The organism is Allobosea sp. 05L423 (genome assembly GCF_056397745.1).
Genome location: NZ_JBFTOA010000009.1, coordinates 38,189 through 59,146, shown reverse-complemented (window position 1 = coordinate 59,146; position 20,958 = coordinate 38,189). Strand labels below are relative to the sequence as shown.

General features: G+C 67.4%; 21 protein-coding genes. 12 read left to right on the top strand and 9 right to left on the bottom strand.

Annotated elements, in window-relative coordinates:
* The first annotated feature begins 92 nt into the window (after positions 1-92).
* From AC1DNE_RS19295 to AC1DNE_RS19285, 3 genes are read left to right on the top strand one after another with little or no spacing between them, the layout of a single operon-like run.
* Positions 93-1,250: an amidohydrolase gene (locus AC1DNE_RS19295; RefSeq protein ID WP_441472781.1), complete on the top strand. Its 1,158-nt coding sequence runs from the start codon at positions 93-95 to the stop codon at positions 1,248-1,250.
* Positions 1,251-1,260: 10 nt separating this feature from the next.
* Positions 1,261-2,769, top strand: a complete 1,509-nt coding sequence (locus tag AC1DNE_RS19290) for a serine hydrolase domain-containing protein (RefSeq protein WP_441472782.1) — start codon at positions 1,261-1,263, stop codon at positions 2,767-2,769.
* A gap of 56 nt (positions 2,770-2,825) precedes the next feature.
* Positions 2,826-4,415 (top strand): ABC transporter substrate-binding protein, encoded by a 1,590-nt coding sequence (locus AC1DNE_RS19285; protein ID WP_476766527.1) that lies wholly within the window; start codon positions 2,826-2,828, stop codon positions 4,413-4,415.
* A 12-nt stretch (positions 4,416-4,427) separates the two neighbouring features.
* On the opposite strand, the gene AC1DNE_RS19280 is transcribed toward AC1DNE_RS19285, so the two are convergent.
* Positions 4,428-5,330: an aldose 1-epimerase family protein gene (locus AC1DNE_RS19280; RefSeq protein WP_441472784.1), complete on the bottom strand. Its 903-nt coding sequence runs from the start codon at positions 5,328-5,330 to the stop codon at positions 4,428-4,430.
* Positions 5,331-5,603: 273 nt separating this feature from the next.
* Here AC1DNE_RS19280 and AC1DNE_RS19275 point away from each other — a divergent pair, with 273 nt between their 5' ends.
* The 7 genes from AC1DNE_RS19275 (at position 5,604) to dapD (ending at position 10,507) form a co-directional block, all read left to right on the top strand.
* The gene (locus tag AC1DNE_RS19275; protein WP_441472785.1) at positions 5,604-6,203 is read left to right on the top strand and encodes a nitroreductase family protein; all 600 of its coding nucleotides are present in this window, start codon (positions 5,604-5,606) and stop codon (positions 6,201-6,203) included.
* Positions 6,204-6,271: 68 nt separating this feature from the next.
* Positions 6,272-7,258: a TRAP transporter substrate-binding protein gene (locus AC1DNE_RS19270; protein WP_441472786.1), complete on the top strand. Its 987-nt coding sequence runs from the start codon at positions 6,272-6,274 to the stop codon at positions 7,256-7,258.
* Positions 7,259-7,282: 24 nt separating this feature from the next.
* On the top strand, positions 7,283-8,062 hold the full coding sequence (locus tag AC1DNE_RS19265; RefSeq protein ID WP_441472787.1) for a VOC family protein: 780 nt from the start codon (positions 7,283-7,285) through the stop codon (positions 8,060-8,062).
* A gap of 156 nt (positions 8,063-8,218) precedes the next feature.
* Complete coding sequence (locus AC1DNE_RS19260; protein WP_441472788.1) at positions 8,219-8,485, top strand: hypothetical protein; 267 nt, start codon at positions 8,219-8,221, stop codon at positions 8,483-8,485.
* A 19-nt stretch (positions 8,486-8,504) separates the two neighbouring features.
* Positions 8,505-8,792: a hypothetical protein gene (locus tag AC1DNE_RS19255; RefSeq protein WP_476841159.1), complete on the top strand. Its 288-nt coding sequence runs from the start codon at positions 8,505-8,507 to the stop codon at positions 8,790-8,792.
* A gap of 53 nt (positions 8,793-8,845) precedes the next feature.
* Positions 8,846-9,607 (top strand): precorrin-6A synthase (deacetylating), encoded by a 762-nt coding sequence (gene cobF, locus AC1DNE_RS19250; RefSeq protein ID WP_441472790.1) that lies wholly within the window; start codon positions 8,846-8,848, stop codon positions 9,605-9,607.
* A gap of 57 nt (positions 9,608-9,664) precedes the next feature.
* Positions 9,665-10,507 (top strand): 2,3,4,5-tetrahydropyridine-2,6-dicarboxylate N-succinyltransferase, encoded by an 843-nt coding sequence (gene dapD / locus AC1DNE_RS19245; protein ID WP_441472791.1) that lies wholly within the window; start codon positions 9,665-9,667, stop codon positions 10,505-10,507.
* 123 nt (positions 10,508-10,630) lie between these two features.
* Here dapD and AC1DNE_RS19240 read toward each other — a convergent pair whose 3' ends face one another.
* The 3 genes from AC1DNE_RS19240 to AC1DNE_RS19230 form a co-directional block, all read right to left on the bottom strand.
* Entirely contained in the window at positions 10,631-11,191 is a 561-nt protein-coding gene (locus AC1DNE_RS19240) for a DUF1269 domain-containing protein (protein ID WP_441472792.1), read from the bottom strand.
* A 96-nt stretch (positions 11,192-11,287) separates the two neighbouring features.
* Positions 11,288-12,781 carry an MDR family MFS transporter gene (locus AC1DNE_RS19235; RefSeq protein WP_441472793.1) on the bottom strand — a complete coding sequence of 498 codons (1,494 nt, stop codon included), beginning with the start codon at positions 12,779-12,781 and terminating at the stop codon, positions 11,288-11,290.
* Positions 12,782-12,904: 123 nt separating this feature from the next.
* Entirely contained in the window at positions 12,905-13,351 is a 447-nt protein-coding gene (locus tag AC1DNE_RS19230) for a MarR family winged helix-turn-helix transcriptional regulator (protein ID WP_441472794.1), read from the bottom strand.
* Between the two features lie 133 nt (positions 13,352-13,484).
* Here AC1DNE_RS19230 and AC1DNE_RS19225 point away from each other — a divergent pair, with 133 nt between their 5' ends.
* Positions 13,485-14,015, top strand: a complete 531-nt coding sequence (locus tag AC1DNE_RS19225; RefSeq protein ID WP_476766525.1) for a hydrolase — start codon at positions 13,485-13,487, stop codon at positions 14,013-14,015.
* 10 nt (positions 14,016-14,025) lie between these two features.
* Here the strand turns inward: AC1DNE_RS19225 and AC1DNE_RS19220 are convergent, their stop codons facing one another.
* The 5 genes from AC1DNE_RS19220 to AC1DNE_RS19200 all read right to left on the bottom strand — a co-directional run bounded on the left by AC1DNE_RS19220 (position 14,026) and on the right by AC1DNE_RS19200 (position 18,901).
* Entirely contained in the window at positions 14,026-15,015 is a 990-nt protein-coding gene (locus AC1DNE_RS19220; RefSeq protein WP_441472796.1) for a branched-chain amino acid ABC transporter permease, read from the bottom strand.
* A 20-nt stretch (positions 15,016-15,035) separates the two neighbouring features.
* The gene (locus tag AC1DNE_RS19215) at positions 15,036-15,923 is read right to left on the bottom strand and encodes a branched-chain amino acid ABC transporter permease (protein WP_441472797.1); all 888 of its coding nucleotides are present in this window, start codon (positions 15,921-15,923) and stop codon (positions 15,036-15,038) included.
* Positions 15,924-16,117: 194 nt separating this feature from the next.
* Positions 16,118-17,323 carry an ABC transporter substrate-binding protein gene (locus tag AC1DNE_RS19210; RefSeq protein ID WP_441472798.1) on the bottom strand — a complete coding sequence of 402 codons (1,206 nt, stop codon included), beginning with the start codon at positions 17,321-17,323 and terminating at the stop codon, positions 16,118-16,120.
* A 77-nt stretch (positions 17,324-17,400) separates the two neighbouring features.
* The gene (locus AC1DNE_RS19205; RefSeq protein ID WP_476766524.1) at positions 17,401-18,147 is read right to left on the bottom strand and encodes an ABC transporter ATP-binding protein; all 747 of its coding nucleotides are present in this window, start codon (positions 18,145-18,147) and stop codon (positions 17,401-17,403) included.
* A complete protein-coding gene (locus tag AC1DNE_RS19200; protein WP_441472800.1) occupies positions 18,134-18,901 on the bottom strand; it encodes an ABC transporter ATP-binding protein in 768 nt (255 codons plus the stop codon). The genes AC1DNE_RS19205 and AC1DNE_RS19200 overlap by 14 nt, the downstream gene beginning before the upstream one ends.
* Before the next feature lie 403 nt (positions 18,902-19,304).
* On the opposite strand from AC1DNE_RS19200, the gene AC1DNE_RS19195 reads away from it, so the two are divergent.
* Positions 19,305-20,954 (top strand): caspase family protein, encoded by a 1,650-nt coding sequence (locus AC1DNE_RS19195; RefSeq protein ID WP_476766523.1) that lies wholly within the window; start codon positions 19,305-19,307, stop codon positions 20,952-20,954.
* Positions 20,955-20,958 lie beyond the last annotated feature (4 nt).

Here is a 20,958-nt window from a genome sequence, read left to right as displayed (position 1 = left end):
CGGCGGTGCGGGTTGCCGAAGCGGATGAATTGTCGAACCTCTGCGGGAAAGAGCCGGCGCTTGGGCCGGCCACAGCCCCGGGAGGCTCATCCGTGTTCCTGACCAACAGCGATATGGTCGATCTCGTCGATCTCAGGCATCGGCTGCATCGGAGGCCCGAGATTTCGGGCGAGGAACGCGAGACCGCCGCCACCATCGTCGAATTTCTCAAACCGACCCAGCCCGACCGCATCGTCACCGGACTTGGCGGCCACGGCGTTGCGGCGATCTATGAGGGCGCCGAGCCGGGCCCGACGGTGATGATTCGCGCCGAGCTCGATGCGCTGCCGATCGAGGAGCTCTCGACCAGCGATCATCGCTCCGAGATCCCCGGAAAAGGCCATCTCTGCGGCCATGACGGCCACATGACCATCCTCGCTGGACTCGCGCGCGGGCTCCGCCGCAATCCGCCCAAGCGCGGCCGCGCCATCCTGCTGTTCCAGCCGGCGGAAGAGACCGGCGCCGGCGCCGCCGCCGTCATCGCCGATCCGAAATTCGCCGAGATCGCGCCGGACTACGCCTTTTCGCTGCATAACCGCCCGGGCGTTCCGATCGGCCACGCCCGCATCTCGGAAGGCGCCGCGAATTGCGCCTCACGTGGCCTCAGGATCGTGCTCAATGGCGAGACCTCGCATGCCTCGACACCAGAGCATGGCCGCTCGCCAGCCCCAGCCATCGCGCGCCTCATCCCCGAATTGACGGCGCTCGGGCCGGGCGGCGAGCTCGATGCCAATTTCACGCTGGTCACCGTCACCCATGCCGGGATCGGCGAGCCCGCCTTCGGCATCGCACCGGGGCGCGGCGAGCTCTGGGTGACGCTGCGCACCGTCAACGACGCGCAGATGGGAGCGCTCTGCGAGAAGGCCGAGGCGCTGGTGCGTGAAGTCGCGGCGGCCGGCAGCCTCGACGCCGAGATGAGCTATCACGACATCTTCCACCATTGCGAGAACGAGCCTGAGGCCGTCGCCATGCTGCGCCGGGCGATGGATGAGGAGAAGGTGCCGCACGGCCCGACCAAGCCCTCGCGCGGTTCCGAGGATTTCGGCCTGTTCGGCCGCAAGGCCAAATCGGCGATGTTCCTGCTCGGCTCGGGCGATACGGCCCATCTCCACAACCCGGACTTCGACTTCCCCGACGATGCGATCGACACCGGCGCGCGCGTCTTCATGCGGGCGCTGCGCAATCTGGTCGGCGAAGCCCCGCGGGCCTGAGGAAGTGGCGATGGCTCTGGACTGGACGCGCGCTGCTGCGCGGGCGAACGAAATTGCCGCCGGCTGGCAGCGCGAGGCCGGCCCCGGCGGCGCCGTCGTGCTGTTCGATCGCGACGGGGTGCGCGAGGCTTTTGCCGGCGGCCTCGCCAGCATCGACTACCGGGTGCCCTTCACGCCGCAGACGCCGAACCGCTTCGCCTCGATCAGCAAGCATGTGCTGGCGATCGCGCTGCTGCGTGCCGGCGTGTCCCTCGATGCGCCGCTCGGCCGCTGGCTGACCGAGCTGCCTGCGCCGCTGGCCGCGGTCGAACTTGGCCACGCGCTGGACATGACCGGCGGCCTGCCGGACATGATGGAAGCCTTCTGGCAGCAGGGCGTGCCCTTCACGGCGACCCTGAGCGCCGACGAGGTCTTCGCGCTCGCCTGCCGTTTTCCGTCGCTGAGCGCCGAGCCCGGCAGGGAGATGGCCTATTCCAACACCGGCTGGCGTCTCGGGCAGCGCATCCTCGAGCGTGTCACCGGCCGGTCCTACAGCGACATCGTCGCGGAGCTGTCCGGCGAGCTCGGCCTCTCCTTCCGCCTGCCCTATGACGCTGCCGAGATCGTGCCCGGCCTCGCCACGGGCTATTGGGCCGACGGCGCGGCCTGGCGGCGCGGCCATTACGGCTTCCACTTCTCGGCTTCCGGTGGCATCGCCGGCTCGGCTGCCGATCTCGCCGGCTGGGCCTCCGCCCTGCTCGCCGGGCGCGGGCCGCTCGCCGGCATGCTCGAGCGCCTGACGGCACCGCGCCGTTTCGCGGATGGCAGCGAGAGCGTCTACCGGCTCGGACTCGTCTGCAGCCGTCTCGGCGAGACCGGGATCGTCGGACATGGCGGCTCGCTCACCGGCTATCGCAATCACTTCCTGATGGCGCCTGCCCATGGTGTCGGCGTGGTCGTACTGAGCAATCGCGAGGAAGAGGCGCTCTGGCCGGCCATGACCGTGCTGGCCGCGCTGCTCGGGCAGGATCTGCCTGCGGCCGCCCAGGCGCCGGCCGGGCTCTTCGTCACGGAAGAGGGGCCGTTCTGGGCGGAACTCACGCCGGATTCGATCAGCTTCATGGGCGGATACGAGCGCCTTGTCGCGGACGGCGCGGGCGGTTTGCGCAGCCTGCCCGCCTATCTCGACATCCGCCTCCGGCAGGATGGGGTGGACAGCTTGTCCGGCCTGATCGGCGGCGTGCAGCGCTCGCTGCGGCGCGTGCCGGCCGATACGGCGCTCGATGTGCGGCTGGTGGGCCGCTGGCGCGATCCGCATTTCGGCACCGAGATCGAGATCCGGGCCGACGGCGCGGCGCTGATGCCCTGGCCCTCTGGCGGGATGCTCTCGCGACTGACGCCGCTGCCGAACGGCCGGGCGCTGGCCGATCTACTCCATGGCCCCTGGCGCTCGCGGCCCTGCCTCTGGCTCGATGGCGATGGCGGCTTGCGGGTCGCCGGCCACCGGGCAAGGGTCTTGCAAATGAAACGCGTCGGCTGACATCGCCCCGCGTGGGCGATGCAACCGGGTCGATGATGATTGAGGAGGATGTCCCGATGCAACTGCCCCGTTTCGCCGCCGCGCTGGTCCTGACGGCGTCCGCCATGCTGCCTTTGCCGGTGGCCGCCCAGGCTCAGCCCGCCGCGAACCGCGTGCTGCGCGTTGCGCCGCATGCCGATCTCAAGACGCTCGATCCGGTCGCCGCCTCGATCGTCATCACCCGCATGCACGGGCTGATGATCTATGAGACGCTCTTCGCCTGGGATTCGAACCTCCAGCCGAAGCCGCAGATGGTCGAGAGCTTCGAGACCTCGCCGGACAAGCTGAGCTGGAGTTTCACGCTGCGCCCCGGCCTGAAGTTCCATGATGGCCAGCCGGTCACCACGAAGGACGTCATCGCCTCGCTCGCCCGCTGGATGAAGCGCGATACCATCGGCGGCAAGCTCGGCGAATATACCGAGGGCATGGAGGCGGTCGACGACAGGACCTTCAAGCTCAAGCTCAAGCGCCCGCTGGCGCTGGTGCCCTTCGCGCTCGGCTCGGCCGTTGGCCAGATCCCGGTGATCATGCGCGAGGCGGACGCCAAGAGCGATCCGATGAAGCCGATCACCGAGACGGTCGGCTCCGGCCCGTTCAGATTCAACCGCGAGGAATGGCGCAGCGGCTCGAAGATCGTCTACGACCGCAACCTCGACTACGTGCCGCGCTCCGAGCCGGCCGACGGCCTCGCAGGCGGCCGCGTCGTCAAGGTCGACCGCGTCGAATGGCTGATCATGCCCGACGCCGCGACGGCCGCCGCCGCGCTCCAGACCGGCGAGATCGACATCTGGGAGCAGCCCAGCCAGGACCTGATTCCGGTCGTCTCGGCGAACAAGCAGGTGAAGGTCGAACGCTATTCCAATCTTGCCAACCAGGTGATGCTGCGGCCGAACCATCTCTACCCGCCCTTCGACAATCCCAAGGCCCGGCTCGCCTTGGCCTATGCCACTGACCAGGCGGACTTTCTTGCGGCCGGCTTCGGCGACGAGGAATGGTGGAAGCGCTGCAACGCCTATTTCGTCTGCGGCGGGCCGAACGGCATCGAGGCCGGTGCGGAAGGCTATGCCAAGCCCGATCTGGAGAAGGCGCGCCAGCTCCTCAAGGAGAGCGGCTACAAGGGCGAGAAGCTGGTTCTCTCGACCAGCAACGACATCGCCCCGATCGGTCGCATGGCCGAGGTTGCGGCGTCGCAGCTCAAGGCCGTCGGCTTCAATGTCGACGTCCAGTTCGCGGATTGGGGTGCCGTCACCACGCGCCAGCAGAACAAGAACCCGCCGGATCAGGGCGGCTGGAACCTCTTCGTCACCTATGCCTCGGGCGCGACCATGCAGTCGCCGCTCACCAATATCGGCACCAATATGGCATGCGAGCGCGCCTGGGCCGGCTGGCCTTGCGATGCCGAGGCGGAGAAGCTGCGGGGTGCCTTCGTCGACGCCCCCGATGACGCCAGCCGCAAGGTCGCGCTCGAAGCGCTGCACAGGCGCCTTGCCGAGGCGCAGCCCTATCGCGTGCTCGGCCAGTTCGATCAGCCTTATGCCCGCCGCACGAACCTCGCCGGCGTGCTGGCGGCGCCGGTCATGCTGTTCTGGAACATCGAGAAGAAGTGAGGCCGCGGCTGCTCATGCCGGCGAAGCCGTCGGGATGAAATGCGGCGTGGCATGCCAGACGAAATCGCGGCTTTCGCCCGGCGCCAGCGTCAGGATGCCCGGCTTCTCCGCGAATTCGCCCTGCCAGCCGACCGGGCTCGCCATGCTGAACCAGGGTTCGATGCAGAGGAAGGGGGCGCCGGTCGGCTTCGACCAGATGCCGAGGTCCTTGTAGCCCTCCCAGCTCACGGTGAGGGCGCGGACCTCGCGTCCGGCCGCGTCGAGGGCCGCAAACCGCACCGAGTGGTTGGCAACATCCGGGATCACGATCGCGTCGTTGGCGAACAGCGCCTCCGCAAGCGCCAGCTCCGTGCCCTCGAAGGGCAGGGGGATCGGCGCGCCGAGCAGGCCGCCTTCGACGCTGAGGCCAGGGCCGGGTTCGGCTTGAAGGAAGCTGAGGCGGTGGTCCTCCTTGGCGACGCCCTCCGCCAACGGCCAGAGGAAGGCCGGGTGAGCGCCGGCGCCGCAGATCAGTGTCGTCTCGGCCGGGTTGACGACCCGCGTCGTCACCGAAAGCGTGTCGCCTGCGAACTCGTAGATCATCTGCAGCACGAAGCGGAACGGGTAGCGCGCCAGCGTGTCCGTGCTCTCCCGCAGTTCCAGCACGGCGCGTTGGGGCGCCCGCTCGATCCATCGGAACAGGCTGTCGCGGGCGAAGCCGTGCTGCGTGAGATGGTAGGACCGGCCTTCATGGATCAGCGTGTCGTCGGTGAGGCGCCCGACGATCGGGAAGAGCACGGGCGCGTGGCGCGGCCATTCCGGCCCGCCATGCCAGAGCAGCGGCCCATTCGCATCGGACAGCGCGATCAGCTCGCTGCCTTCGGCACGGATCGTCGCACGCAGCCGGCCGGAGGCAATCTCATATGTGTCGGTCATCTTCGTCTCCGCCGGCTGGCCCTGATCTCGCGAGCCGGTCTGTCCTGCATATCACGCAAGCGTGATCCCGCATTCCCCGGAAACCATGCAAAAGCGGCATCGTTCTCCGCCGGCTTCATCCGGCAGGCAATGCATTGTCGAATCCGGTCTTTTTTAGGTTTTTCCTTTCCTTGACCCCTCCTTCGCCCATGCCGATCCTGCCGGGAGCCTCCGCAGGCGCTCCCGCCGTGACGCATCCCGCGCCGGGTTTCGTTCATGCCGTCAGGATTTCCGATGACCAACACTGCCAATAACCGCTCCGCCGAGCACGACATCGACCCGCTTTTCCTGGAGCGTTGGTCGCCGCGCGCCTTCACCGACGAAATTATCTCGGAGGCCGAGCTGAAGGCGCTGTTCGAGGCGGCGCGCTGGGCACCGTCCTCCTACAACTCCCAGCCCTGGCGCTTCATCTATGCCCGTCGCGGCACGGCGCACTGGCAGACGCTGCTCGGCCTGCTCAACGAGTTCAACCAGTCCTGGGCCAAGAATGCGGCGGCTCTCGTCGTCATCGTCTCGAAGGAGACCATGGCGCTGCCCGGCAAGACCGAGGAAGTGCCGTCCTACAGCCATTCCTTCGATGCCGGCGCCGCCTGGGCCAATCTCGCCCTCCAGGCCGTGCGGCTCGGCTGGCAGGCCCACGGCATGGTCGGCTTCGATCGTGGGCGTGCGCTGTCGGAGCTGAAGGTTCCGGCCGGCTATCGCGTCGAGGCGGCCGTCGCCATCGGCAGGCCCGGCGACAAGACGCAGCTGCCGGAAGCCTTGCAGGCGCGCGAGACGCCGAGCCAGCGCAATCCGATCTCGGCCACCGCCTTCGAGGGCGCCTTCCCGGCCTGAGCGGTGTGCCTCTTGCCGCGGGCCGCGATTCGCGCGATCCCGCGGCATGCGCTGAAGGAGGCACGCTCTTGCTGATCACCCGCCGCCAGTTCGCCGCCGGTTCCCTCGCCGCGCCCGCCATCCTGAAGGGCGGGCGGGCCTTCGCCGCCGGCCGGCCGGTCACCGTCGCCTCTCTGCTTGGCGAGGACAAGCCGGAGACGAAGATCTGGCGGCGCGTCGCCGAGATCCTGGCGCGCACCGCGCCCGGGCGCTTCGATCTGCGGATCGTGCCCAATGCCGCGCTCGGCGGCGAGAAGGAGGTCGCCGAGGGCTTGCGTTTGGGCTCGATCCAGGCGGCGCTCTCGACCGTTTCGTCCTTGTCCGGCTGGGTGCCCGAAGGACAGATTCTCGATCTGCCTTTCCTCTTTAGGGATCGCGACCATCTCGGCCGGGTTCTGGCCGGCCCGCTGGGCGCCGAACTCAAGGCGCGCTACGAGGCGCAGGGCTTCGTCGTGCCGGGCTTCATCAACTATGGCGCCCGCCATCTGCTGGCCAAGGAGCCGCTGACGACGCCGGCGTCGGTCAAGGGCAAGCGCATCCGCGTCATCCAGAGCCCGCTCCATACCGCGCTCTGGTCGGGCTTCGGCGCCTATCCCACGCCGATCCCGATCCCCGAGACCTACAACGCCCTGAAGACCGGCGTGGTCGACTGCATGGACCTGACCAAATCCGCCTATGTCGGCTTCCGGCTGCATGAGGTCGTGCCGGTCCTGATCGAGACCGGCCATATCTGGGCGACCGGGGTCGTGATGTTCGCCGCACCGTTCTGGAAGGCTTTGACGCCGGCAGACCGTGAGGCGCTGGCGGCAGCCATGGCCGAGGGAACCGCCTATTTCGACGAATTGATGCTGGCCGACGAGGCGGCCTCGATGGCGAAGGCCGCTTCCGAAGGCGGCAGGACCGTGCCGGCCGAGGACCGTGCCGGCTGGCAGGACGGCGCCCGCAAGGGCTGGGCGAGCTTTGCGCCCCAGCTCGGCGGCATGGCAAAGATCGAAGCCATCGCGCAAAGCGCTTGATCACCGCATCGCAGGACGACAGCCATGCCGCTTTCGATTGACCATATCGTCATCGCCGTCACCGATCTCGATGCTGCCGTACGGGACTATGCCGCGCTCGGCTTCACCGTGCTGCCGGGCGGCGAGCACCCGCGCGGCTCGCGCAACGCGCTCGTCGTGTTCGAGGACGGCGCCTATCTCGAGATCATCGCCTTCCCGCGGCCCGTGCCGGGTTTCCGCTGGTGGCAGGTGCTGGACCGTGCCGGTCCGGGCCTCGTCGACTACGCCGTGCTGCCGGATGATTTCGAGGCCGATCTCGCCCGCGCCCGCGCCGCTGGCATCGTCATGGACGGGCCGATCGAGGGCGGCCGGCTCCAGCCCGATGGCACACGCATCGCCTGGCGCTCGGCGCGCCCGCCCGAGCCGGATATCCCCTTCCTCGTCACCGACGTCACGCCGCGCGATCTGCGCGTCCCGGCCGGTGCGGCACGTCGTCACCGCAACGAGGTCACGGGGGTCGCGGGCGTTACGGTCGCGGTTCAGGATCTCGTGAGCTCGACAGCCCGCTACCGGGCCTTGCTCGGCCGCGAGCCGCTGGCGATCGGTGGCGTTCCCGGACTCGGCTTCGGCCTCGTCCAGTTCCGCTTGGAACGTCAGACCCTCTCGCTGGTGGAACCGCGCGCTTCCGCCGCAGCCGCTCCGGCGGCCCATCTCATCGCCCGGGGCCAGGGCGCATATGCGATCGCCTTCTACGGCCCGGACGACGCCGTGCTCGACGACGGCCTGACCCATGGTGCCCATCTGGAGATCGTCCGCGATCCCTGAGCCGGCGGCGTCATTTTCCGGTCACGCTTGCGGGCGACAGTGGCCCGTTACCTTCGAATAGTTATATTTATGTAGTAATAACAAAGGCTTGCATCGAATCGCCGGTCTGCCTATCTCTCCCTCGCGATCAGTGAATCAACCGACGGAGGGACCGGAATGGGTGGAGTCACGGAGGTCGATGTCGCGGCCGCGATCGGCCGGATCGACGAGATCATCATTCGCGAAATCGTTCGCACGGGTGCGAGCCGGCCGGAGCTGCGCCGGGCGCTCGCCCTTGCGAAAGGGCCGGGCGATCTCGCTGCCGATGCGGCACTGCCGCCGCATATGCAGCGCCTTGTCGATCTGCTTGTCGTCACATTGCCTGAACAGGGGCCGCCGAACCGCCTCCATGCCGCCATGAAGGGCATCGATCGTGCCGCCTGATCAGGGGAGCGCCGAATCGTTGGAGACCGCCCGGGCCGAAATCCGGCAGGCGGTGCTGACGGCTTTTTGCGCGGCGCTCCACGATACTCGGTTGCCGCCTCTCACCCTGATGGAGTTGGCGGCGCAGGCGGTCGGTTCGGTCTACAGAGAGGTGGCGGATGCTCATTGCGGCGATCAGCCATGCCCTTGCGGCTGGCGGCCGCGCCTCCAGGCGGATCTGGAGGCGCTTCAGGCGGCGCTCGCGCTGAGCGCGGTGCCGGGCTCGCAGCCGGACCTCGCCAGCATGGCCGTTCTCGGCCGGGCCTGACCTCGCATTCCGCTGACATGCCATGCTAAGGCGCCGTGGATCGGCGGAGCGGCATGCGCAACATCCTCATCATCGGCATCGGGGCCGGCAATCCCGACCACATGACGATCGAGGCGATCGCGGCGCTGAACCGCGCCGACGTCCTGTTCATCCCCGACAAGGGCGAGGAGAAGGCGGCTCTGCGGGCCCTGCGCGAAGGCATCTGCGCACGCTTCATCCGCAGCCCGGACTACCGCACCGTTCCCGTCGACATCCCGCGCCGCGGCGAGGCCGGCAGCGACTATCACGGAGTGGTCGACGATTGGCATGAGCGCATCGCCACGCGCTACCGCGCCCTGTTCGAGGCGCAGTTGGCCGCGGGGCAGACAGGCGCGCTGCTGGTCTGGGGCGACCCGGCGCTCTACGACAGCACCCTGCGCATCATGGAGCGGGTCGTCGCCTCCGGTCTCCCCATCGACTGGCAGGTCTATCCCGGCATCAGCAGCGTCCAGGTGCTGGCCGCGCGCCACCGCATCCCCCTCAATACGATCGGCGCTCCGATCCTGATCACTACGGGCCGGCGATTGGCGGCGGGCTTCCCGGCCGATCAGGACAGCGTCGTCGTCATGCTCGATGGCGAGCAGGCCTTCGCCAGGCTCGATCCTGATCGTCTCGACATCTACTGGGGCGCCTATCTCGGCACGCCCGACGAGATTCTCCTCGCCGGGCCGCTCTCCGAACTCTCCGCCGAGATCGTGAGCGTGCGTGCTGCGGCCCGCGCCCGCCACGGCTGGATCATGGATACCTATCTGCTGCGCCGGCGCCCTGCGGCTTGACGCACGAGCCCGCATCCGCCATCGCTCCCGCGACCTTCTAAGCGCTGGAGCTGCCCGATGTCCCTCGCCGATCTCGCCGCCACCATCGACGCCGCCTGGGAGAACCGGGCCGAGATCGGCATCTCCACCAAGGGCGCTGTCCGCGAGGCGGTCGAGCAGGCGATCGAGATGCTCGATGCCGGCGAGACCCGCGTCGCCGAGAAGCAGGGCGCGGATTGGATCGTGCATCAGTGGCTGAAGAAAGCCGTGCTGCTCTCCTTCCGCCTGACCGACAACATGATCATCGCCAACGGACCGGGCGAGGGCGTGTTCTGGGACAAGGTGCCGTCGAAGTTCGAGGGCTGGGGCGAGAACCGCTTCCGCGCCGCCGGCTTCCGCGTCGTGCCGCCGGCCGCCGCGCGCAAGGGGTCGTTCATCGCGTCCGGCGTCGTGCTGATGCCGTCATTCGTCAATATCGGCGCCTATGTCGACAGCGGCACCATGGTCGACACCTGGGCGACCGTCGGCTCCTGCGCCCAGATCGGCAAGAACGTGCATCTCTCGGGCGGCGTCGGCATCGGCGGCGTGCTCGAGCCGCTGCAGGCCAACCCGACCATCATCGAGGACAACTGCTTCATCGGCGCCCGCTCCGAGGTCGTCGAGGGCGTGATCGTCGGCGAGGGCTCGGTGCTCTCGATGGGCGTCTTCATCTCGGCCTCGACCAAGATCGTCGATCGCGCCACCGGCCAGGTCCATGTCGGCAAGGTGCCGCCCTATTCGGTGGTCGTGCCGGGGTCGCTGCCGGGCAAGCCCTTCCCGGACGGCACGCCCGGCCCGGCGCTCTCCTGCGCCGTCATCGTCAAGACGGTCGATGCGCAGACGCGCTCCAAGACAGGCATAAACGAGCTGCTCCGTGACTGAGGCAGCGGTCGCCCTGCGTCATGCTCGGGCTTGACCCGAGCATCTCGGAAACCAGTGTCTTCTTGTGACGAGATTCTCAGGTCGAAGTTTGGCTTCGCCTGAGAATGACGCTGCAAGGACCCCTCAACCCACCGGCGAGGGAGCGCCCGTTCCCTGCGGATAGGGCTCGGGCGGCGTGTCGGTCGCTGGCGCCGCGCCATGTGCGTCGGCGAGCGCGTCGCGCAGCTTCTGCTCCTGCGTGTGGTCGAGCGAGGTCTTGAGCACGGTGCCGCCGGTGCCGCGGATCGCCTCCAGCACCTTGTCGCCGGTCACCTTCTTGACCAGCACGAAGAGCGCGGCGTTGCCGGGCCGCAGGCTGCTCGACAGCTCCTTCATGAACTTGTCGTCGACGCCGTAGTCGGTGAGGGCGCCACCGAGCGCGCCGGAGGCCGCGCCGATCGCCGCCCCGAAGATCGGCATCAGGAAGATCGCGCCGATCAGCAGGCCCCAGAACGAACCGGAGACCGCACCCATCGCCGTGGTGTTGAGCAGTTGGTTCAGCTTCACCTTGCCGTCTTCATGCATGACCGCAATGGCGGCATCCCCGATCTCGATCAGATATTCCTTCTGCAGGCCGATGAGCTTCTGGCGCATTTCTTCGGCGCGGGCCTCGGTCGGATACACGATGACGACGAGATCGGACATGGCGGGAACTCCTGCTGCTGATGCTGCATGTTGGCCCGTGCGGATGACAGGCACAAGGCAACGCACAGCTGCGCTGTCGGTTCCCCCGATGCGGCGCTACTCGCCGCCGACGGCCTTGGCCGCTTCGATTGCCCGGCCGCGCAGAGGCCGCTGCTCCATGCGGGCGAGCGAGATCAGGGCGCAGCCGAAACCGAGGCTCGCTGCGCCGAAGACATAGCGAAACAGCGTCACCATCGTCTCGCGATCGACCGTGCCGAGCTTCAGCGCTTCGGGCGAAAGCTGCGCTGCGGGGCCGCCGACGCCGCCGAGCACGATCGCGCCGAAGACCGCGACGATCAGCGCCCCGCCGATCTGGCGGAAGAAATTGGCCACTGCGGTTGCCGTGCCGAGCTGATGCGCGCTCACCGCATTCTGGATCGAGACGGTCGCGACCGGCAGCAGCGTGCCGAAGCCGATGCTGACGACCGCGAGGATCGCGGAGAAGGCCAGCAGCGGGAGCTGGCCCGAGAAGGCGGACAGCACGGCCGTGCCGGCAAGGGCGACGAAGAGACCGGCCAGCGGCACGCGCTTGTAGTTCGTGACATGCGACATCGCCCGGCCGGAGCTCGTCGCGCCGACCACCGTGCCGCAGGTGAGCGGCAGGAGGCCGAGGCCGGAATGGGTCGCGCTCATCCCCATCACCGTCTCGAAATAGAGCGGCAGATAGATCGTCAGGCCGATGAAGGTGCCCATGCCGAAGCCGGCTGCGACGGTGCCGCGCCGCACGACACGGTTGCCGAGCAGATCGAGCGGGATGAGCGGCTCGGACGCGGTCCGCAGCCGCCAGGCGAAGAGTGCCCAGAGCGCCAGGGACATGCCGACCACCCCGGCGATCGGCAGGGAGCGCCAGGGATAGGCGGTGCCGCCCCAGGAAAGCGCCAGCAGCAGCGATACGGTTCCCAGCGTCATCAGCAAGGCGCCGAGCACGTCCAGCTTGTGGGGGCGCTCATGGCGCGGCAGGCGCTTCAGCGCCGAGCTCGTCATCCAGTAGGCCACGAACCCGAGCGGGACATTGATCCAGAAGATCACCGACCAGTGCAGCTGCTCCGCCAACACGCCGCCGAGGACCGGGCCGAGCAGTGAGGACGACATGAAGACGCTGGCGAAATAGACCTGATAGCGTCCGCGCTCCTTGGGCGGCACCATGTCGGCGACGATGGTCTGGGCAAGCGCGATCAGCCCGCCGCCGCCGAGCCCCTGGATGAAGCGTGCCAGCACCAGCAGCCAGAGCGACGGCGCAAGCGCGCAGGCCACCGACCCGACGACGAAGACAGCGATGCCGGAGAGCAGAACCACCCGCCGCCCATGGATATCGGCGAGCTTGCCGTAGAGCGGCGTCACGGCAGTCGAAGCCAGCAGGTAGATTGTGACGACCCAGGACAGATGCGTGACGTCGTTGAGCTCGCGGCCGATCGTCGGCAGCGCGGTCGCGACGATCGTCTGGTCGAGCGCCGCCAGGAACAGCGCCAGCATGACGCCGATCAGGATCGAGCGGATATCGGCAGGGGTCAGCGATGCGGCCTGGGCCGGTGCGTCGAGCCGCTTGTCCATGGAAACCGTGTTTGAACCTGCATTTTCGGAATGACAGAACTTAGTGCCGGCTTGTGCCATGCGCCAGCCGCGTGTTGTCGGGGCGGCCCTGCGATGAGGGCGGAGCGGTTGCTGCGCGCTTCGTCAGGCCAGCTCGCGCAGGGCGGCGCGCAACGTCTCAGGCGCATCCCCGGGCAACGCCGCCTCGATAGCGGCATGGGTGCTCTGCCAGATCGGTACGGCCGCGGCGAGCAGGGCGCGTCCTTCCGGTGTCAGCGACAGAAGCTTGCTGCGACGGTCGGCGGGGTCGGCGGCAACCCGGATGAGGCTGCGCCGTTCGAGCGGTTTGAGCGCCGCCGTCAGCGTCGTGCGGTCCATGGCGAGAAGGTCGGCGACCGGCCTCAGCGATGGCGGGGCCGGACGATTGAGCGCCATCAGCAGCGAGAACTGGCCGTTCGTCAGCCCGACAGGCCGGAGCGCCTCGTCGAAGCGGCGCGCCAGGGTGCGCGCCGCGCGCTGTACATGCAGGCACAGGCAATGGTCGCGCACATGCAGCGTGGTCGCGAAGGGAACGCCGGCATCCTCGTTCATGCCGATTGCATGTGGGGCGCGCCGGAGCGAGTCAAGCGGCTGCACCCGGCGGCTGCTGGCAGGCCGGGTTGACGCCGACAGTGCCAAGGCGCGCTATGACGGGCAACCAAGAAACAGCGCGAGGAGGTTTGCGATGGCGCTGCTGGCCGCCGAGAATGCGATGCTGGTCGTCATCGACTTCCAGGCGCGGTTGATGCCGGCGATCCATGCCGGCGACAGCGTGCTGCTCAATGCGGGCCGCCTCGTCGAGGCCGCGCGCCTGCTCGGCATTCCCGCAGTCCTGACGGAGCAGAATCCGAGCGGCTTGGGCGCGACGGTGTCGGAGCTGGCGGGGGCTGGTCCGGTCGTCGCCAAGATGAGTTTCGACGCCTGTGCCGAGCCGGATTTCCTCGACGCCTTGGCGGGCGACCGCGAGCTGGTGATCTGCGGCTGCGAGGCGCATGTCTGCGTCGGCCAGACCGTGCTCAGCCTGCTCGATCACCGCCGGCGTGTGATCGTCGTTGCCGATGCGATCGGCTCGCGCGCCCCGGAGTCGCGCGAGATCGCCCTGAACCGCATGGCGAGCCATGGTGCCGAGATCGTCACCACCGAAATGGTGCTGTTCGAATGGCTGCGGACGGCCGATCACCCGCAGTTCAGGACGATCTCGAAGCTGATCCGCTAGAGGCGGCCTCTTACAGCGGCTTCCTGATCGCCTTGGCGATGACGCCGACGATGCCCTCGCGGAAGAGCAGGACGCAGACCACGAAGACGATACCCTGGACGACGGTGACCCAGGCGCCGAGGGTAGCGAGATAGTTCTGCATGGCGACGATGACGAGCGCGCCGACAATCGGGCCGAAGACGGTGCCGAGGCCGCCGACCAGCGTCATCAGCACGACCTCGCCCGACATCGACCAGTAGACGTCGGTCAGCGACGCCAGCTGGAACACGATGGCCTTGGTCGCGCCGGCGAGGCCGGCGAGCGTGGCCGAGAGCACGAAGACCATCAGCTTGTACTGGTTGGCGCGGTAGCCGAGCGAGATGGCGCGGGGCTCGTTGTCGCGGATCGCCTTGCAGACCTGGCCGAAGGGCGAGTGGATGATGCGGTAGATCAGCAGCAGGCCCATCATGAAGATCGCCGCCACCAGCCAGTAGAGCACGCGGTCGTCGGCGAGGCTGATCAGGCCGAGGAACTTGCCGCGCGGCACCGCCTGGATGCCGTCCTCGCCGCCCGTGAAGCGCGGCGTCTGCAGAGAGAAGAAGAACACCATCTGTGCCAGCGCCAGCGTGATCATCGCGAAATAGATGCCCTGGCGGCGGATGGCGAGCGCACCGAAGACGGTGCCGAGCACGGCGGCGATTGCCGTGCCGAGCAGGATCGCGAGCTCCGGCGTCAGGCCCCAGTTCTTGGCGGTGTAGGCGCTGACATAGCTCGCCATGCCGAAATAGGCGGCATGGCCGAAGGAGAGCAGGCCGCCATATCCAAGCAGGAGGTTGAAGGCGAGCGCGAACAGCGCGAAGCACAAAACCTTCATCACGAAGACGGGATAGACGACGAAGGGCGCGACCACGAGCACCGCGGCGATGGCGATGAACAGGTTGCGGTGGAGGCGCGCCGTGCTGTCGTCGGTCTCGGTGACGACGGCGGCAGCCGGGGTGTCGGTCGAGGCAAGGTCGGTCATGTGATTGTCCCTCGCTTGCGTCAGTGGGCGCGGCCGAACAGGCCGGCAGGCTTCACCAGCAGCACTAGCACCATGATGATGAAGATCACCGTCGCGGCCGCTTCCGGGTAGAACACCTTGGTCAGGCCCTCGACCAGCCCGAGCGAGAAGCCGGTGACGATGGCGCCCATGATCGAGCCCATGCCGCCGATCACCACCACGGCGAAGACGACGATGATCAGGTCCCCGCCCATGTTCGGGTTGACCGAATAGATCGGCGCGGCCAGCACGCCGGCGAAGGCCGCGAGCGCGACGCCGAAGCCGTAGGTCAGCGTCACCAGCAGCGGCACATTGATGCCGAAGGCCTGGGTCAGGGTCGGATTCTCCGTGGCGGCGCGCAGATAGGCGCCGAGCTTGGTCTTCTCGATCAGGAACCAGGTGCCGAGGCAGACCACGAGCGAGGCGAAGATCACCCAGGCGCGGTAGTTAGGCAGGAACATGAAGCCCAGATTCTGGCCGCCGGCGAGTTGCGGGGGGATGGCATAGGGCAGGCCCGAGGAGCCGTAGTAGTTGCGGAACACGCCCTGGATGATCAGCGCCAGCCCGAAGGTCAGCAGCAGCCCGTAGAGATGGTCGAGATGGGCGATGCGCTTGAGCAGCAGCCGCTCGATCGCGATGCCGGTCGCACCGACGATGATCGGCGCCAGCAGCAACGCCGCCCAATAGTTGATGCCGAGATAGTTCAGGCACATCCAGGCGACGAAGGCGCCCATCATGTACTGGGCGCCATGGGTGAAGTTGATGATGTTCAAGAGCCCGAAGATCACCGCCAGCCCGAGGCTGAGGATCGCGTAGAACGAGCCGTTGATCAGGCCGAGAAGGACCTGGCCGAACAGCGCCTGGGGCGGGACGCCAAGAAGTTCGAACATGCGGGACTCAGATCATCTGGACGTCGGAAGGTCTTCATGGAACCCCGTCGTCATTCCGGGCGGAGCGAAGCGGAGACCCGGAATCCATCGAAAGGCGCAACGGCTCTATGATGGATTCCGGATCGGCACGCTTCGCGGCCGGTCCGGAATGACGCCGGAGGGTTTGAAACCCGGCCGAGCCGGGCTTCAGCAACTCACTTCTTGACGAGCGGGCACTCGCTCTCGGCCAGCGGCTGGAAGGCCTGCTCCGCCGGCAGAACCGCGATCTGCTTGTAGTAGTCCCACGGGCCCTTCGACTCGGACGGCTTCTTGACCTCGTAGAGATACATGTCGTGCATCTTGCGCCCGTTCGGACGGATCGTGCCCTTGCCGAAGAGCGGATCGTCCGTCGGCATCTCCTTCATCTTGGCCATGACGGTGGCGCTGTCCTTGCTCTTCGTCGCCTCGACCGCTTTGAGGTAATGCAGCAGCCCGGAATAGACGCCGGCCTGCACCATGGTCGGCTTCTTGCCGCCGTTGAGCTTGGCGAAGCGTTCCGACCAGGCGCGGGTCTGGTCGTCGCGATCCCAGTAGAAGGATTCGGTCAAGACCAGGCCCTGCGCCGCCTGCAGGCCGAGAGCGTTGACGTCGCTGATGAAGACGAGCAGGCCCGCGAGCTTCTGGCCGCCGGCGACGATGCCGAACTCGCCCGCCTGCTTGATCGCGTTGGTGGTGTCGCTGCCGGCATTCGCCAGGCCGATCACCTTGGCCTTGGAGGCCTGTGCCTGCAGCAGGAAGGACGAGAAATCGGTGCCCGGGAACGGCGTCTTCACCGAGCCCACCACCTTGCCGCCGGCCTTCGTGATGGTCGCGGTCGCGTCGCGCTCCAGCGCATGGCCGAAGGCGTAGTCCGCGGTCAGGAAGAACCAGGTGTCGCCGCCGGCCTTCACCATGGCGCCGCCGGTGCCCTGAGCCAGGGCATAGGTGTCGTAAGTCCAGTGGATCGTGTTGGCGTTGCAGGCCTTGCCGGTCAGGTCGGAGCTACCGGCGCCTGAGTTGATGTTGACCTTGTTCTTTTCCTTGGTGATCTGGCTGACCGCCAGCGCCACCGACGATGTCGGTACGTCGAGGATGAGGTCGACGCCGTCCTGGTCGTACCATTGCCGGGCGATGGTCGAGCCGACATCCGGCTTGTTCTGGTGGTCGGCCGAGACGATCTCGACCTTGATACCCTTGTCGGCCGCCTTGAAGTCCTCGACCGCCATGCGCGCGGCGACGACCGAGCCTTCGCCGGCGAGGTCGGCATAGAGGCCCGAGCGGTCGTTCAGCACGCCGGCCTTGACGGAGATTTGCTGGGCTAGCGCCGGGCTCGCCATCAGGGCGGCGAGCGCGGTCGTTGCAAGAATCGTCTTCAGCTTCATCATTGTTCTCCCTGCTGTGGTTGTCGGCATTTCGCCGTGTTCTTGGCCGCGCAATGCCGGCATCCGGGCGAAGCCCGTCAAACCCCGAGATAGCGGTGCAGCTTGTCGATATTGGCGTCGAGCTCGGAATTGGGGATCATGTCGATGACCTTGCCCTGCTCGACGACATAATGCCGGTCCGCCACGGTCTGCGCGAAGCGGAAGTTCTGCTCCACCAGAATGATGGTGAAGCCCTCCTGCTTCAGTTTCGCGATGGTGCGGCCGATTTGCTCGATGATCACCGGCGCAAGGCCTTCGGTGGGTTCGTCGAGCAGGAGCAGATGCGCGCCGGTCCGCAGGATGCGCCCGATCGCCAGCATCTGCTGCTCGCCGCCGGAGAGCTTGGTGCCCTGGCTCTTCAGCCGCTCCTTGATGTTGGGGAAGAGCGTGAAGATGGCGTCGAGGGAAAGCCCGCCGGGCCGGACCTGCGGCGGCAGCATCAGGTTCTCCTCGACCGAGAGCGAGGCGTAGATGCCGCGCTCTTCCGGCACGAAGCCGATGCCAAGCCGGGCGATCGCGCGCGATGGCAGCCCGATCGTCTCCTTGCCCTCCAGCACGACCGAGCCCTTGCGCTTGCCGATCACGCCCATGATCGACTTCAGCGTCGTGGTCTTGCCGGCGCCGTTGCGCCCGAGCAGCGTTACGACTTCGCCGGGCGCGACGTCGAGATCGATGCCGTGCAGCACATGTGATTCCCCGTACCAGGCCTCGAGCCCGCGCACCTTCAGCAGCGGCGCGCTGCCGGAAGCGGCCATGGGAGCTTTCACAGCCTCAGTGATGGCCATGGCCGCCTCCCGAACCGATATAGGCCTCGACCACGCGCGGGTCCTTCGAGACGGTGGCGTAATCGCCCTCCGCCAGGACCTGCCCGCGCGCCAGCACGGTGATGCGGTCCGACAGCGAGGCGACAACCGAGAGGTTGTGCTCGACCATCAGGATGGTGCGGTTCTGCGAGATCTTGCGGATCAGCGCCGCGATGCGATCGACATCCTCGCGGCCCATGCCGGCCATAGGCTCGTCGAGCAGCAGCATCTCGGGGTCGAGCGCCAGCGTCGTCGCGATCTCCAGCGCGCGCTTGCGGCCGTAGGAGAGCTCGCCGGCGGTCAGCGACAGGAAGGGCGTCAGGCCCACCGCGTCGACGAGGCTCCTCGCCTCGTCGTCCAGGCTCTTCAGCGTGCGCTCCGAACGCCAGAAATCGAAGGAATCGCCGCGCTTGCGCTGCAGGGCGATGCGGACATTGGTCAGCACCGACAGCTGCGGGAACACGGCGGAGATCTGGAACGAGCGCACCAGCCCGAGCCGCGCGATCTCGGCCGGCTTCTCGCGCGTGATGTCCCGGCCGTTATACGTGATCGTTCCGCGGGTCGGCGGGAGAAACTTGGTCAGCAGGTTGAAGCAGGTCGTTTTGCCGGCGCCGTTGGGGCCGATCAAAGCGTGAATCGAGCCGCGCCGGACATTGAGGTTGACGCCGTTCACAGCTGTAAAGCCGGCAAATTCTTTGGTTAGACCTGAGGTCGAAAGAATATTGTCCTCAGACATGCCGACTGCCAGCCTTCATCAGCTTAGTCTTTCTTTCTTGTGCGGTTCCCCTTGCATGGCATGCTGCACCGCGTCGGGAACATAAGTCAACGTTCGCTGAGCGGCTCGCGGAAGCAGGTTCATATACTTTGGTCTTATTCTGAAGATGTCCTGCAAATGGAGGATGTCGCGCCCGGCCGCGTCGCGCGATGTTGCCTGCTTCGGACGCGAATCCGAAAAATCCATTTGAACCTGGGACAAGGTAGGCGCGACCAAGGGGTATTCTGGTTTACCGTCGGGAAGTGTTGCGGTAAAAATGCCCGTTGGCTTTCACTATTGTTGTCCGTCGACCAATCGTGTGGTGTCCCCTGTCGGGAGCTTCGCGGCCAGAAGGTATGTGCCGCTGAATTCGGAGGAGGTTGTCGTGAGCTTCGCGTCTCTGGTTTCGGTGTTCCAAGCCCGCATGGCTTCGGTCCTTGCGTTGGTGCTCTGGGCCGTTGCGCTGTCTTCGCCCGGCTTCGCCGCCGCGCCGGAGCGGCGCGTTGCGCTGGTGATCGGCAACAGCGCCTATACGGCGGTGCCGCCGCTCGCCAACCCGCAGCGGGACGCCAAGGGCATCTCGGCCGCGTTGAAGCGCCTCGGCTTCGACGTCGTGGAAGGCTACGACCTCAAGATGGACGAGATGACGGGCATTGTGCGCGAATTCGCGCAGAAGCTCGACGGCGCCAAGGCCGGCCTCGTCTACTATGCCGGCCATGGCATCGCCGTCGGCGACGAGAATTATCTCATCCCGGTCGACGCCTCGCTGCGTTCTGAGGCGGATCTCGACTTCAAGGCCGTCAACGTGCAACTGGTCCTGCGCCAGATGCAGCGCGACGAGCGCGTCAACATCGTCATCCTCGATGCCTGCCGCGACAACCCCTTCGCGGCCCAGCTCGCCGCGAAGTCCCGTGCCGTCACGCGCGGCCTCACCGCGATCGAGACCCAGTCGGCCTCCGGCATTCTGATCGCCTTCGCCACCGATCCGCGCGCGACCGCGCTCGATGGCGAGCGTGACGGCAACAGCCCCTTCACCTCCGCCCTGCTCAAGCATATCGAGACGCCCGAGGTCTCCATCACCACGGTGATGGACCGCGTGCGCGCCGATGTCTGGGAAACGACGGGCAAGAAGCAGAAGCCCTGGACGAATTCGTCGATCATCGGCGAGTTCAAGATGAACCCGACGCTGAAGCTCGCCTCGGTCGATGCCTCGGCTGCCGCGACCAAGGCCATCGACGCGGCCGTGCCGGTTCCGGCCATGCCGGCTGCGCCCTCGCTGGACCGTGCCCAGCTCGACGTGAAGACCTGGGAGGTCGCCGAGCGCGGCAATTCCCTAGCCGACTATCGCGCTTATCTCGAAGCCTTCCCGTCCGGCCAGTTCGCCACCTTCGCGCGCAATCGCCTTGCCAGCCTTGAAGCGGCGAAGCCCGCTGCGAGCGCCACGGAAACGCCTCCCGGCGTCACTGACGAGGCGCTCAAGAAGGAGGTCGGCACTGTGCAGACCGAGACGGCGATGAAGCTCCAGGCCAAGGATCGCCGCGAGTTGCAGGTCCGACTCGGCGTCGCCGGCTTCCAGTCCGGCAAGCCCGCCACCACCTTCGGGCCGGGCCAGCGCAAGGCGATCCAGGAATGGCAGAAGTCGCGCAGCATTCCGGAGACCGGCTTCCTGACGGCCATGCAGGCGACGGCGCTGCGGGCCCAGAGTGAGGTCGCCTATCGGCAGGTGCTGGCTCAGGAAGAGAAGGCGGCCGCCGAGAAGAAGACCCGCAAGGTCGGCGATGCCCAGCAGGGTAGCCGCAGTGCCCGCAAGACCACCGACGAGGGCGAGGAGATGTACCGGCGCGATCTCGCCCGCGAGCGCGGCACGGCCTATGGAGGCTCGGCCACTCCGGCCCGCGGCACGAGCAGCAGCGGCTATCAGGGCCGCGTCCGGACGCGTGAGAGTGATGCCGGGGACAGCACGGGTGCCGCGATCTTCGGCGGCATCGTCGGCGGCGCTTTGGGCGGGGTGATCGGTGGCGGCTTCCGCCGCTGAGGCA

What these genes read in the sequence shown, in the direction of transcription:
- AC1DNE_RS19290 (WP_441472782.1), top strand. Translation starts at nt 1,261, where the DNA reads ATGGCTCTGGACTGGACGCGCGCTGCTGCGCGGGCGAACGAAATTGCC.
- AC1DNE_RS19285 (WP_476766527.1), top strand. Translation starts at nt 2,826, where the DNA reads ATGCAACTGCCCCGTTTCGCCGCCGCGCTGGTCCTGACGGCGTCCGCC.
- AC1DNE_RS19280 (WP_441472784.1), bottom strand. Translation starts at nt 5,330, where the DNA reads ATGACCGACACATATGAGATTGCCTCCGGCCGGCTGCGTGCGACGATC.
- AC1DNE_RS19275 (WP_441472785.1), top strand. Translation starts at nt 5,604, where the DNA reads ATGACCAACACTGCCAATAACCGCTCCGCCGAGCACGACATCGACCCG.
- AC1DNE_RS19265 (WP_441472787.1), top strand. Translation starts at nt 7,283, where the DNA reads ATGCCGCTTTCGATTGACCATATCGTCATCGCCGTCACCGATCTCGAT.
- AC1DNE_RS19260 (WP_441472788.1), top strand. Translation starts at nt 8,219, where the DNA reads ATGGGTGGAGTCACGGAGGTCGATGTCGCGGCCGCGATCGGCCGGATC.
- cobF (WP_441472790.1), top strand. Translation starts at nt 8,846, where the DNA reads ATGCGCAACATCCTCATCATCGGCATCGGGGCCGGCAATCCCGACCAC.
- dapD (WP_441472791.1), top strand. Translation starts at nt 9,665, where the DNA reads ATGTCCCTCGCCGATCTCGCCGCCACCATCGACGCCGCCTGGGAGAAC.
- AC1DNE_RS19240 (WP_441472792.1), bottom strand. Translation starts at nt 11,191, where the DNA reads ATGTCCGATCTCGTCGTCATCGTGTATCCGACCGAGGCCCGCGCCGAA.
- AC1DNE_RS19235 (WP_441472793.1), bottom strand. Translation starts at nt 12,781, where the DNA reads ATGGACAAGCGGCTCGACGCACCGGCCCAGGCCGCATCGCTGACCCCT.
- AC1DNE_RS19230 (WP_441472794.1), bottom strand. Translation starts at nt 13,351, where the DNA reads ATGAACGAGGATGCCGGCGTTCCCTTCGCGACCACGCTGCATGTGCGC.
- AC1DNE_RS19225 (WP_476766525.1), top strand. Translation starts at nt 13,485, where the DNA reads ATGGCGCTGCTGGCCGCCGAGAATGCGATGCTGGTCGTCATCGACTTC.
- AC1DNE_RS19220 (WP_441472796.1), bottom strand. Translation starts at nt 15,015, where the DNA reads ATGACCGACCTTGCCTCGACCGACACCCCGGCTGCCGCCGTCGTCACC.
- AC1DNE_RS19215 (WP_441472797.1), bottom strand. Translation starts at nt 15,923, where the DNA reads ATGTTCGAACTTCTTGGCGTCCCGCCCCAGGCGCTGTTCGGCCAGGTC.
- AC1DNE_RS19210 (WP_441472798.1), bottom strand. Translation starts at nt 17,323, where the DNA reads ATGAAGCTGAAGACGATTCTTGCAACGACCGCGCTCGCCGCCCTGATG.
- AC1DNE_RS19205 (WP_476766524.1), bottom strand. Translation starts at nt 18,147, where the DNA reads ATGGCCATCACTGAGGCTGTGAAAGCTCCCATGGCCGCTTCCGGCAGC.
- AC1DNE_RS19200 (WP_441472800.1), bottom strand. Translation starts at nt 18,901, where the DNA reads ATGTCTGAGGACAATATTCTTTCGACCTCAGGTCTAACCAAAGAATTT.